Here is an 11,808-nt window from a genome sequence, read left to right on the forward strand (position 1 = left end):
GCGGCTGAGGTGTTGGTAGCGTCTGGTGGGCATTGAGCCGCAGCCCTGTAAGGACCAACTATGACATTACGAACCGCATGGAGTGTTGCCCTCGTGGCAGCTTTCTTGACCGGGTGCAGTCACCAAACACCTGCCCCTGACCCTGCCGCGACCACAACCGCCACCCCTGATGTGGAGGAACCTGGGCCCAACAATCCAGCACTTGATGATGCTGTTGCCCAATGGACCCCCATCAACGAGTTCTTCATTGAGCGGTACACCGAACCCGTTGGTGACTTCACCCGCGACGATCTCGCCCTCATGAGCGACGAAATCATCAACTATGCACGCATGTCGACAATCGATGAGTCCGTCATCTTGGCAGACAGCATCAAAGACACCCGCGACCTCATCACCCCGTGGCTGCCCGAAGGAACTGGGAAGCTGACAGAGTTCTCCACGCTCGAGGACGGATCACGAGACTCGGCGTGGCTCTACCGTGCGTCCCGACTCCCCAAAGGCTCAACCCTCCTCGACACCTCCGTGTACACCTCGTCGTGGCACGCCGACACCTTCACCTACACTGACGGCACCCCCGGAGTGCAACTCACCCTCATGTGGCGTGTCCTTTACCGATTCACTGACCCAGATGGGGTCATCCGGGCGGTCCCCCTCCTGAGGTGGCACAGCGTTCACACCGACGACCCCCACTGGGCCAGCCAATCAGGATATTGGGGCCACGGATTCAGCGCCTACGCGACCGACAACGACCCCTGCGCAGCCCTGTTCGACGGCGCACTCACCAGCGACCAACACCCCAGCAACATCGACCCCACAGCCTGGGTCTTCTTCACACTGCCACCAGACGACTTCATGTCCCTTGAGGACTACAGCAAAGACCACCCCGCCGCAACAGACACCGAAAAAACCGCCACAAAAAACACCTGCAAGGGGGAGTCCGCATGAACCTCATCCGCACAACACTGACCGCCCTCCTCGCCGGAACACTCATCACAGGGTGCACAACCCAACCCGCTGACACCGCGCCAGAGGACCCAGCCCCACGGAGCACATCGGCAAGTGAACCCACTGAACAAGTGACGAACACACCACCAGACCCCACCGCACTCCCCCAACCGATCATCGACGCCACCAGCGATTGGACCCCACTCACCACCCTGCACATCACCCCGTACGCAACCCAACAAGGGCAACTCGATGCCCGCCACATGCGTCTGGTCAGCACCTGGATGATCAACTACGCCAACCACATGTACCTCGATGAACGAACCATCCTGGCACCAGACGTCGCCACGGTGAAAAAGCGGTACAAAAAATGGGGATCACGGGTCATGAATGACATGGGTGACCACTTCACCCCCGGTGAAGACGGCATGTACTACGGCTACCTTGCCAACAGCATGACCCGCCTCCCCAAAGGCTCAACCCTCCTCGACACCTCGGTTGCCACCTACTCGTGGAACGCCATCACCGCTGACTATGACGGATTAGCCAAACCCGGCGCCAAACTCACCCTCATGCTACGCATCCTCTACCACTACAAAGACCCCGACGGGCAGGTGCGGGCACTACCCACCACACGGTGGCTGTCTGTGGCCACCACGCCAACAAACACATTCACCACCTACTCCGAACATGGACTGTGGAACATCAACATCACCGCAACAGAAGACTACGAGGTGTGTACCCTCCTCACTGACGGATACCTCACCACCACCAGCACACCCGATGAACTTGCACCGGACGCCCACCCGTTCTTCACCACGCCCGCCACGACGTATCTTTCACCTGACGATTTCGGGGACCAACACCCCTTCATGACAACAAAACAGTGGAAAAAGACTCGCGCTTCCTGCTCCTAACGAGTAACTACGCGGGCTAGTCGCGGGAACGCGGACCAGTTGACCACCACGCCCACACCACAAGGAGAGGTTGGAAAAACAACCGGCCAAACCGTTTCTCCTCGGTATCTAAACCGAACGCATCGCGTTGCTCTAACCATTGCGACACGTTCCCGGGGAAGATCGCAACAAAAAATAGTGCGGTGATCACCCCGACAAGCCCCCGTTTCTTTCGGGCAGCCAGAAGAAGCGCACCCAAAGTGATTTCCACACCACCGGACAACAACACCACAGTGTCACGGTCCATGGGCACCCAGTTGGGGACCTGTGCATCAAACTCGTTACGGGCAAAAGTCAGGTGACTGGTTCCCGCAAAAATGAGGGCTACGCCCAGGGCGATGCGGGCAATAGTGCGGGCCGGGTGGCGGCGCGGATGCCGGGCAGGGGTAGACGCTGAGCTCATACGCTCACGCTACCTGCTGCCCGGCCCACCCGCCTGATCTGAGTGGTGTTCGCTGTGCGCCCCAGGGCCCAGTGAACCCAGGTGTGGGACATCGTTACCGGGTCAGCGAGCCGATTTTTTCATGGCTTTTTCGGCAATGGGTGCGTCACCTGAGGCACGCTGTTTGCGGTAGTAAGCGCGTGCTTCGTCCTGGCGTTGCTGCTCAACACCGGTGGCGATCGTAGCGCGAACCAGCCCATCATCTAACCCGAAAGAGTCAATGAGGTCTTGGGCGTGCGGGCGCAGGCGCAGCAACAATCGGTCAATGTACGAGGTCACTGTTTCCGCACGTTGCGCGGACATGCGCCCGTGAATGAGATACCAGGCGAGGTTCTTTTCAATGGTGTGCAACCCGAACAGGTCACGCACCCAGGTGAGAACTGTGCGTGTGTCTTCGTCGTCGATGTCGAGTAGCGCTTTGGTGAATGCTTCCCATTGGAGGAGGTCAGCATGGGCTTTTGCTGCGTCAATGAGTTCTGCTTGGTGGGAGTTAAACAGTGCAGCCGCTTGATCTTGCGGCATTTTTGACGCAGGTCGTAGCGCTTGGGCTAGCCGTTCCACCATGGTGTTGACCCGGTCTGTGAGGAGCTCACGTTGGGTTTCTTCTTCACGAAGCTCTGAGGCTGAACGGCGGCGCAACCCGCTGTCCCGGATGGATTGCACTGTGCGGTTCAGGGGGGTTTTGTAGAGCACGGTGTCGGCGGCGCGTTCCACGACGAACCGGGCCATCCCAATTCCGTCAATGTCACGAAATTGTTTGGCGTAGTCCGTGAGGAGCCGTTTACCCACCAGTTGCAACAAAACGGTGTTGTCCCCTTCGAAGGTGACATAAATGTCGAGGTCCTGGCGTAACCCTACGAGGCGGTTTTCCGCCATGAAACCTGCACCGCCACATGCTTCACGTGCGGTTTGCAGTGTGTGTAGCGCCCGCCAGGTGGAGGTGGGTTTGAGGGCCGCGGCCATGGTTTCGAGGTCTTCGCGGGTTTCGGGGGTGTCCATTCCCTCTTCGGAGAACACTGCGTGGAACAGGTCAAGGAGGCGGTCGTGTGCGAAGTGCCCGGCATACACCTCCGCGAGCAGGGGAAGGAGCCTGCGTTGGTGGGTTTGGTAGTCCATGAGGACTGTTTCATCGTGTTCCGATGCACCGGTGAATTGGCGTCGCTGGTTGCCGTAGGTGATTGCTGTGGTGAGCGCAATTTTTGATGCGACTCCCGCAGCACCATCGAGGGAGACACGCCCTTGAACGAGGGAGCCGAGCATGGTGAAGAAGCGGCGTCCGGGGCTGTCAATGGGCGAGGTGTAGTCGCCGTTGTCGTCGACGCTGCCGTAGCGGGCGAGGAGGTTGTCGCGTGGGACTCGCACGTTGGTGAAGGCGAGGCGGCCGTTGTCGATTCCGTTAAGCCCACCTTTGAGGCCGTCATCTTCTGATTGGATGCCGGGGAGGCATGGTCCTGCGGTGCCGTCGTCGTTGACTTCACGGATGGGGACGTAGAACGCGTGGACGCCGTGGTTGACGCCGCGAGTGATGAGTTGAGCGAACACAACAGCGGCTGTTCCGTGGAGTGCTGCGTTTCCTAGGTAGTCTTTCCACGCTGCCCTAAAGGGTGTGTTGAGGATGAAGTCTCCGTGTTCAGGGTCGAACGTTGCAGTGGTGGCGATGGAGGCGACATCTGATCCGTGCCCAATTTCTGTCATGGCGAACGCGCCAGGAACGGTGAGTTCCATGGCGTCTTGGAGGAGCCGGTCTTGTTGTTCTTCGGTTCCCAAGTGGTGGATGGCCGCGCAGAACAGCCCCCATTGCACCCCTGATTTGATTTGAAGGGAGGGGTCCGCGGCGACGAGTTCTTCAAACCCGGCGATCCCGCCGCCGGCGTCGTCTTTGCCGCCGAGTCGGGTGGGGAATGCGCGCAACACTTGCGCTTCGGTGACCAGGATTTTCAGTTGGGCTAACACGCGTTCGCGGTGTTCGTCCATGGCGAGGTGGGGGTCACGGATGAGCCGTTCGTCTTGGGCAAGTGTCCGTGCGATTTTTCTCAGGTCAGCCCACCGTCCGAGGAGGTGTTCGCTGAGGTAGGTGGTGTTGATGGTGGGGTTGTCGGGGGTGACCCGGGTTGGACGGTCCGAGACGGCAGTCATGTCGCTCACTCCTTTGTGTCGATGTGCCTGGATGCGCTGTTGGGGCGCGTCGCTGCGCCGTGATGTCAGGGGGGTGGTTCGTGGGTTCGGTGTCGGACGAGAGTGGCTATGGGGCCGTTCCACAGCCATGCGGTGATGCGGTCTGTGAGTTCTGTGCGGGTGGGGATGCCGGGGTTTCCGAGGTGGTGAAGCCACCATTCTCCGGTGCCACGAACAAACCCGACGGCGCCAGCGCCCCAGGCGCGCGCATCGGTGTCGGGGGCGTTCATTTCTTGCGCGAACGGGGTGGCAAGGAGATCGATCATGAGGTCGAGGAAGGGAAGTCCGGGTGCATCACGGGTGACGAAGTAGTAAACGTTGGGTGAGTGTTCGATCATTTCGAGGTACGCGGACACCATGTTGCGCAGCGCATCACGGGGGCTTGTTGCCGTGTGGGCGGCGGTTTCAAGGGCTTCACGGATTTGTTGCATGACTTCTTCGCTGACGGCTTGTTGGAGCCCAGTTTTGTCGGTGAAGTAGCGGTACATGATGGATTTGGAGGTGCCTGCGTGGGTGGCGATGTCGTCCATGGAGATGTCTGTTCCGTGGATGTGGACGGCTTTGCGGGCAGCACGCGCCAGGTCGCGGCGCCGGGTTGCTCGATGCTCGTCCCAGCGTGTTGACCGTCCATCATCTGCCGTTTTCTCTGTGATTGACCTCACGATACTCAGAGTATCAGGTACTCTGAGTTCTATAAAAGTCTCATTCAGCAATGACGCGAGGAGAAACCATGCCCAACCCCGCCCACCGTCCCCTGACTGACGCCGTCATCATTGGCGGTAACCGCATCCCCTTCGCCCGGGCCGGTTCACGTTACCTGGGCGCATCCAACCAAGACATGTTCACCGCAGCGCTCGATGGCCTTGTGGCACGGTATGGCCTCCAAGGTGAGGAACTTGGTGAAGTTGTCGCCGGGGCTGTCCTCAAACACTCCCGCGACTTCAACCTTGTGCGCGAAAGCGTGCTCGGATCGGCCCTGTCCCCCACAACACCGGCCTTTGACCTGCAACAAGCGTGCGCAACTGGCATTGAAGCGTTCATCACTGTGGCCAACAAAATCCAGCTTGGCCAAATTGATTCTGCGATCGCTGGCGGTGTGGACACCGTGTCCGATGCGCCCATTGCCGTGTCCGACACCTTACGCTCTGCGCTCCTGGCAGCATCGTACGCGAAAACCCTTGGTCAGCGCGCCAAAGCATTAACCCGTATCCGGCCAAAAGATCTGGCACCAGCCAACCCGCGCACCGACGAACCACGCACCGGACTGTCCATGGGAGAACACCAAGCCATCACCACCGCGAAGTGGGCTATCAGCCGTGAAGACCAAGACCTCATTGCGTACAACTCGCACCACAACTTAGCGAACGCCTACAACACCGGGTTCTTCGATGACCTCATCACCCCGTTCAAAGGGCTGCACCGTGACCAGAACCTCCGCGAGGACACGTCACTGGAAAAGCTCGCCACGTTGAAACCGGTGTTTGGGAAAACATTGTCAACACCTGCCACGATGACGGCGGGGAACTCCACGGCCCTCACCGATGGCGCCTCCACTGTGCTTGTTGCCAACAACGAGTGGGCCCGTGAGCGCAACTTCACCCCACTCGCCCGGTTTGTGGACGCGCAGACCGCTGCGGTCGATTATGTTCATGGGCGTGAAGGGCTGTTGATGGCCCCGGTCCATGCGGTGCCTCGGCTTCTTGAACGCAACGGTTTGTCGTTGCAGGACTTTGACTTCTACGAAATTCATGAGGCGTTTGCTGCCACTGTGTTGACCACTCTTGCGGCGTGGGAAGACGAGAATTACTGCCGCAACGAGCTTGGTTTACCTCATGCGTTGGGGGCCATTGACCGGAGCGCATTGAACGTGAATGGTTCGTCACTTGCGGCAGGTCACCCGTTTGCTGCAACCGGTGGGCGCATCCTTGCGAGCACCGCAAAACTCCTCCACGCCCGGGCCCAAGAAACGGGGCGCCCAGCCCGTGCGCTGATTTCGGTGTGTGCGGCAGGTGGGGTTGGTGCTGTCGCCATCCTGGAGTCTGCATGACCTTTTCTGCCCAACAACCTCGCCCGTGCACGCCCCCTGTGATCCGAAAGGACCATCATGACTGATCGCTACACCTCCTTCGTCCACCATGGGTTTGGGAAGACTCTTGCACAGAAACTCGGGCTTCCTCAACCTGTTCCATTGCGCCGACACACCCCCAGCGCCCCTGTGGTAACAGGGCCTGTCCTCGTGTTGTCCACTGCACCCGCTGCCGCTTCGGGCGATTCCACAACCGGCGCATCGGCAGGTGAACACCCCCCATCCGACGCGGATGCTGTTGCCACTCTCCTCCTGAACGGGTTGGGCAGCGATGAACTGATCGATGTGCGTCGTTCGCCCCACACTGCTGAGGGCACCCGGTGGGGCACGGTCATTGTTGTGGCGACCGAGGTCACCCACCCGAACGACCTTGCCGCCGCGATGTTGCCTCTTGGTCAGGTACTGCGCGGGCTGGGGCAGTGTGGTCGGGTCTTATTCATCACCCGTGACCCCGAGGAGGCGGACCGTCCTGCTGTTGCTGCTGCCCGGCAAGCGGTGATATCCACGATGAGGTCGGTCGCGAAGGAATTGCGGCGCGGCGCCACCGCAAACGCCCTGGTGTTGGGGGCGGACGCAACTGTGACCGGCACCCCGGTGCTGTCGGCGTTGCGGTTTTTCCTGTCGCCAAAGTCGGCGTTTGTGAGCGGGCAACCCGTCACTATCTCCTCCGATGCCGGACATGTTCCAGAGAACTGGGATCGGCCACTTGATGGGCAGGTGGCTGTGGTGACTGGTGCAGCCCAGGGCATTGGTGCCGAGATCGCAGCGACCCTTGCCCGGGATGGGGCGCGTGTTGTTGCCGTGGACATCCCCGCAGCGGGGGAATCGTTAGCCCGCGTCGCGAACCGTATCAAAGGCACCGCTCTCCAACTTGATATCACAAGTCCTGATGCCGCCGAGGTCATCCTCACTCACGCGGTGGACCGGTATGGGCGTCTTGACATTGTCATCCACAACGCCGGGATCACTCGCGACAAGCTCCTAGCCAACATGGACGATGACCGGTGGAACTCGGTGATGACCGTGAACATTGCCTCCCAACTGGCCATGAACGACCACTTTCTTGCGTCCGAACATTTCCACCGCAACCCCCGCATCGTGTCGCTGGCATCAACCTCAGGGATTGCCGGGAACCGGGGCCAAACCAACTATGGCGCATCCAAAGGTGGTGTCATCGGGATGGTGACCGCGAGTGCGCCGCTTCTTGCCGAGCATGGTGGCACGATGAATGCGGTTGCTCCGGGGTTCATTGAGACGACGATGACCTCAAAGATCCCGTTTGCGACCCGTGAGGTGGCGCGTCGGTTGAATTCGTTGCAGCAAGGTGGGCACCCTGTCGATGTGGCGGAGACGATTGCGTTCCTTGTGTCCCCGGCGTCGGTGGGGATTAATGGGGTTGTGGTGCGGGTGTGTGGGCAGAATCTGGTGGGTGCATGATGCAGCCTCCTTTGTCCCCTGCGCAGCGTCCAGCGGTGTCCCGTTCCTTGGCGCGGGTTCCCTCGTTGACGTCCTTGTATGTTCAGGCGTTGACGCCACGAGTGGACACGGTGACCCGGTTGGCATCTCGTCTGCGACGTGATGCGCCTCATGCCACGGTTGAGCACCGTTCTCTTCCGGAGGTCACGTACGTGGTTGATGGTGTGCGTGGCGACCCGGTGGAGGTGGCCCGCTATTGCACGGTGGTGGGTGCTGCACGGTCTGAGGTGATGCCTGCCGGGTACGTTCATGTTCTTGCGTTCCCTGTGGCGATGGCGTTGATGGTGTCTGCGCAGTTCCCGCTTCCAGTGGCGGGGATGGTGCATGTGGCGAACTCGGTGGAGGTGGCTCGCCCTGTTCTTGTGGGTGAGACACTGACTGTTGCTGCCTGGGCACGCAACCTTGCTGAGCACGCGAAAGGAACCCAGGTTGACCTTGTCACTGAGGTCAGCGTGCAGGGGGAGGTGGTGTGGCGGGGTGTGTCCACCTACCTGGCTAAGGGCACGTTTTTGCGCGGCCGGGGTGAAGTTCGCACACCAGATCCGTTTGTCCCGCCTTTCCCTACTGGGTCATGGTCGCTTCCGGCGTCCCTTGGCCGGGACTACGCCGCCGTGTCTGGGGATCGTAACCCTATTCACTTGTCCGCGTTGACGGCGAAACCTTTTGGGTTCCCGTCTGCGATCGCTCACGGCATGTATACGTCGGCGCGGGCGTTAGCGGAGGCTGACCCGCTCGTGGGTGACCGTTTCCGGTGGACGGTGACGTTCGCGAAACCGGTGCTGCTGCCTGGCCGAGTGTCGGTGGCGATCACTCCTCACGGCGAGGGGAGGCAGGGGGCTGAGTATGTGGGCTGGAATCCGAAGAACGGCACGCTGCATTTCCGTGGGGATATCACCGCGCTTGACGAGTAGCGCACGAAGGCCCGCCCCCTGCAGTGGGGCGGGCCTTCGTCGCCGTTGGGCGAACGCGTCTGGAGTTGGTTCAGGTGGTCACCCCGTCGGGTGGCGCTTGCTCTGAACGCTCACGTGGCAGCGTTGCATGGGTTCCGATTATGCGAAACGCACCTCGGAGACGCGCTGCGGTTCATTGATGTGAACCAATTGGGCACCTCCTTTCGTTGTGTACGCGGTGGCCACTTTTCATGGTGGTCACCCTGACATTGTTGAGCGTACGGACCGCGTGTGGGTGCCGTCCATTCTTTTTTCGATGCGGTGCGGGACTACACCCGACCGGCACCTCCCATGGTGACGGCAACCCACCGGTCGGCGTGGTTGTCACGATCACGGGCGATGGTGTCAGCTGGGGATTGGTCGATGGGGCGCGGGAACACACGTTTTTCTTCTTCGGGCACGGTCGCGCCTCGACGGTGAAACATGAGGGTCCTTTCGTGGCTGGGACGTTCGGGTGTGGTCCGCTGGTGCCACGTGCAGGCGAGTGGTGCTACCGGTTTCCCCGGGTTTTGATTCGCTTGCGCTGTGGCACTGCGGTGTGGGCGAGGAGCCCTGGGCGGTTCGATCGGTTCTTGGCCATCAGTTCGCCTTTCTGTCGCAGGGTCTGGGTCAGTTGCGCGCACTGTCACTGTAGGCATGGGCGGGTGGACGATGCCACGGATTTTCTGGTGCCGACCGGTTCTTCACCCTCGCGTGTCGGGAGCAGGTGGGGGGTGGGTGTTTGGTTGGGTGTGATGGTGGTGGAAGAATCGAGGGGATTACTGCCTCGCTGGGGGTGCGGGCGCCCACCGCCATGTGGTGCCGTGTGCTGGTAGCGGGGGTCGCGCATCGTGAGATTAAGGGATGTCCTCATGAACACTGGTTTGTTATTTGTCACCCTGGTTATGGGGTTTGGTCTCATGATCATGGGGCTATTTTCTGGTGACCGGTCGGACCGTACCCGCCTGATTTTGGTGGTTGCCGGGGTGTTGTCGCTGTTGGCAACGTTGGTTATCGGGTTGTTAGGGGTTCTTGGTCCGGGTCGAGCGAACATTGTTGAATGGCAGCCGGCGGGGGCGTCGCAGGGGTTTGAGGCACGGGTGCCGCACGCTGTCATTGAGGATTCTGATGAGTCGTACGTTTTTGAGGTGGACGTCAATCAGGACGGGTTGTACCGGGCGTTGACGGCCCATTATGAGGATGGGGTTGAGCGCGGTGATTCGTGGAGTGTCACCTTAGAGCAGGTCACGTACTTGGTGTCTCCTGTTCCTGGTGAGGATGGCCGGTACGTGCTTGAACTCGCTGATTAGCTCACATCTTTACGTTGGTGTCCTTGCTTGTGTGCGGGGGCGCGTGGGTATGGCAGTGGGGCCACCAGAATTGGTTTCTGGTAGCCCCACTGGTGTGATCAACGATGCGCGACTAGCTGGTCGAGCAGGTTGCTGACGGGACGGTGTGGTTTCCGTTGGAGTAGAACGTCACCCCGAAACTGTTGCCGTTGCCGTTGGGTCTTGCCGTGACCGCTCCTCCGCTGGTACTCACCGACGCGTTCCAGGAGTTTTGGACACTTTGGCCGGAGCCAGGGTTGATGCGCACAACCCAGTTGCTGGCACCGGAGACGGTGTAGGTCACGTTGAAACGGTCGGTCCATGAGTCACCGCGTGTTGCTGTGACCGTGCAGGCGGGGGTTCCCCCACCGTCACCGCTACCGCTGGCAACACAGTCCACTGTGGGTAGTGAGGTGTTCCCGTTGGAGTACAGGGTGACACCGAAGTTGTTGCCGTTCCCGTTCGGGGTGGCAGTCAGTGTGGAGCCGGTACCGGTTACCCGTGCGTTCCAGGAGCTTTGCAGGCTTTGTCCTGACCCGAGACGCAACGTTGCTGTCCACGCGTCGGAGCCGGTCACGGCAACATCGACGTTGAAGCGGTCACCCCATGAGTCACCGCGTGTCACGGTTGCGGTGCATCCTTGGGATGTTCCGCCGCCGGTGTCGCCACCACCTGGGTTGCCGCCACCAGCGCCTTCGCTAATGGTGACGTTGGAGGAGCCACTGGATTGGTAACCTTCAGTTGCCATGACTTGGTAGTCGTGGGTGCCGAGGTTCATGCCGTGGCGGGCCCACGCGTCGAAGTGGTTGGCCACGGTGATGCTTCCACTGGTGCGCTTTTGTTGGCGGACGCTCCAGTATTGGTCAAATGTGCTGTAATCGCTCTCAATTGATGGCTTGTTGACGCGCGTGGTTTTGTAGATGTCGTAGGTTCCGCCATCGGTGGTGACGGTTCCTTTGAATTCGCCGGTGGGACGGTAGGTACCCCAGCTTTCGATGATGTAGTACTCGACGAGTGGGCCTCGGGTCCACCCGTAGAGGGTGAGGTAGCCGTTTCCGGAGGGGTTGAATTGGGCTGAGTAGTTCACCGTGCGGCGGCTACCGGTTGCCCATCCTTTTCCGGAGACGAAGTTCCCTGTGTTGGACCAGCGGGTGGAGTAGTTTCCACCTGACCCTAGGGTGATAGATGCTGTCCCTGGTGCGTCCGTCCAGTGCGTGTAGAAGTACCCGTCGTGGGTTCCTTGCGTGTTGTCGTTAATGGTTTGGGCCTGAGCAGGGGTGGCCATGGCCAGGGTTCCTGCGACAAGAGCGACCACAGATGCCAGTGTGGCAAATGGTTTGAAACCTCGCGCTCTTTGAGTTCGATCACGGTGTCGCGTCATGCGATGGATCACGTGAACACTCCCTAGTGTTGTTTTCCGAAAGTTTCGCAGGATTAACGTCGTTGGCGGTCGGTTAATTCTGCGATTGCG

General features: G+C 60.2%; 11 protein-coding genes. 6 read left to right on the forward strand and 5 right to left on the reverse strand.

The window, feature by feature from the left end:
• Positions 1-60: 60 nt before the first annotated feature.
• Entirely contained in the window at positions 61-945 is an 885-nt protein-coding gene (locus JDEN_RS11890; protein ID WP_015772618.1) for a hypothetical protein, read from the forward strand.
• Entirely contained in the window at positions 942-1,862 is a 921-nt protein-coding gene (locus JDEN_RS11895; RefSeq protein WP_015772619.1) for a hypothetical protein, read from the forward strand. Before JDEN_RS11890 ends, JDEN_RS11895 begins: the two co-directional genes overlap by 4 nt.
• Positions 1,863-1,878: 16 nt before the next feature.
• On the opposite strand, the gene JDEN_RS11900 is transcribed toward JDEN_RS11895, so the two are convergent.
• The 3 genes from JDEN_RS11900 to JDEN_RS11910 all read right to left on the reverse strand — a co-directional run bounded on the left by JDEN_RS11900 (position 1,879) and on the right by JDEN_RS11910 (position 5,180).
• Complete coding sequence (locus JDEN_RS11900) at positions 1,879-2,304, reverse strand: DoxX family protein (protein WP_015772620.1); 426 nt, start codon at positions 2,302-2,304, stop codon at positions 1,879-1,881.
• A 102-nt stretch (positions 2,305-2,406) separates the two neighbouring features.
• On the reverse strand, positions 2,407-4,479 hold the full coding sequence (locus JDEN_RS11905; protein WP_015772621.1) for an acyl-CoA dehydrogenase family protein: 2,073 nt from the start codon (positions 4,477-4,479) through the stop codon (positions 2,407-2,409).
• A 65-nt stretch (positions 4,480-4,544) separates the two neighbouring features.
• Positions 4,545-5,180 carry a TetR/AcrR family transcriptional regulator gene (locus JDEN_RS11910; protein WP_015772622.1) on the reverse strand — a complete coding sequence of 212 codons (636 nt, stop codon included), beginning with the start codon at positions 5,178-5,180 and terminating at the stop codon, positions 4,545-4,547.
• 68 nt (positions 5,181-5,248) lie between these two features.
• Here JDEN_RS11910 and JDEN_RS11915 point away from each other — a divergent pair, with 68 nt between their 5' ends.
• Genes JDEN_RS11915 through JDEN_RS11925 form a run of 3 tightly spaced genes read left to right on the forward strand, consistent with a single transcriptional unit; the run spans position 5,249 to position 8,991 of the window.
• Positions 5,249-6,565, forward strand: a complete 1,317-nt coding sequence (locus JDEN_RS11915; RefSeq protein WP_015772623.1) for an acetyl-CoA C-acetyltransferase — start codon at positions 5,249-5,251, stop codon at positions 6,563-6,565.
• 57 nt (positions 6,566-6,622) lie between these two features.
• Positions 6,623-8,041 carry a 3-oxoacyl-ACP reductase gene (locus JDEN_RS11920; RefSeq protein ID WP_015772624.1) on the forward strand — a complete coding sequence of 473 codons (1,419 nt, stop codon included), beginning with the start codon at positions 6,623-6,625 and terminating at the stop codon, positions 8,039-8,041.
• On the forward strand, positions 8,038-8,991 hold the full coding sequence (locus JDEN_RS11925; protein ID WP_015772625.1) for a MaoC/PaaZ C-terminal domain-containing protein: 954 nt from the start codon (positions 8,038-8,040) through the stop codon (positions 8,989-8,991). The genes JDEN_RS11920 and JDEN_RS11925 overlap by 4 nt, the downstream gene beginning before the upstream one ends.
• 308 nt (positions 8,992-9,299) lie before the next feature.
• Here JDEN_RS11925 and JDEN_RS13915 read toward each other — a convergent pair whose 3' ends face one another.
• Positions 9,300-9,455 carry a hypothetical protein gene (locus tag JDEN_RS13915; protein ID WP_015772626.1) on the reverse strand — a complete coding sequence of 52 codons (156 nt, stop codon included), beginning with the start codon at positions 9,453-9,455 and terminating at the stop codon, positions 9,300-9,302.
• 426 nt (positions 9,456-9,881) lie between these two features.
• Here JDEN_RS13915 and JDEN_RS11940 point away from each other — a divergent pair, with 426 nt between their 5' ends.
• Complete coding sequence (locus JDEN_RS11940) at positions 9,882-10,319, forward strand: hypothetical protein (protein ID WP_015772627.1); 438 nt, start codon at positions 9,882-9,884, stop codon at positions 10,317-10,319.
• 112 nt (positions 10,320-10,431) lie between these two features.
• Here JDEN_RS11940 and JDEN_RS14265 read toward each other — a convergent pair whose 3' ends face one another.
• Positions 10,432-11,652 (reverse strand): glycoside hydrolase family 11 protein, encoded by a 1,221-nt coding sequence (locus JDEN_RS14265; protein ID WP_269149079.1) that lies wholly within the window; start codon positions 11,650-11,652, stop codon positions 10,432-10,434.
• Between the last annotated feature and the right edge of the window lie 156 nt (positions 11,653-11,808).

This window comes from Jonesia denitrificans DSM 20603 (genome assembly GCF_000024065.1).
In the GTDB taxonomy this organism is placed as follows: Bacteria; Actinomycetota; Actinomycetes; order Actinomycetales; family Cellulomonadaceae; genus Jonesia; species Jonesia denitrificans.

Bases quoted from the DNA above. Each gene is read 5' to 3' on its own strand.
- JDEN_RS11890 (WP_015772618.1), top strand. From the start codon at position 61: ATGACATTACGAACCGCATGGAGTGTTGCCCTCGTGGCAGCTTTCTTG.
- JDEN_RS11895 (WP_015772619.1), top strand. From the start codon at position 942: ATGAACCTCATCCGCACAACACTGACCGCCCTCCTCGCCGGAACACTC.
- JDEN_RS11900 (WP_015772620.1), bottom strand. From the start codon at position 2,304: ATGAGCTCAGCGTCTACCCCTGCCCGGCATCCGCGCCGCCACCCGGCC.
- JDEN_RS11905 (WP_015772621.1), bottom strand. From the start codon at position 4,479: ATGACTGCCGTCTCGGACCGTCCAACCCGGGTCACCCCCGACAACCCC.
- JDEN_RS11915 (WP_015772623.1), top strand. From the start codon at position 5,249: ATGCCCAACCCCGCCCACCGTCCCCTGACTGACGCCGTCATCATTGGC.
- JDEN_RS11920 (WP_015772624.1), top strand. From the start codon at position 6,623: ATGACTGATCGCTACACCTCCTTCGTCCACCATGGGTTTGGGAAGACT.
- JDEN_RS11925 (WP_015772625.1), top strand. From the start codon at position 8,038: ATGATGCAGCCTCCTTTGTCCCCTGCGCAGCGTCCAGCGGTGTCCCGT.
- JDEN_RS13915 (WP_015772626.1), bottom strand. From the start codon at position 9,455: ATGTTTCACCGTCGAGGCGCGACCGTGCCCGAAGAAGAAAAACGTGTG.
- JDEN_RS11940 (WP_015772627.1), top strand. From the start codon at position 9,882: ATGAACACTGGTTTGTTATTTGTCACCCTGGTTATGGGGTTTGGTCTC.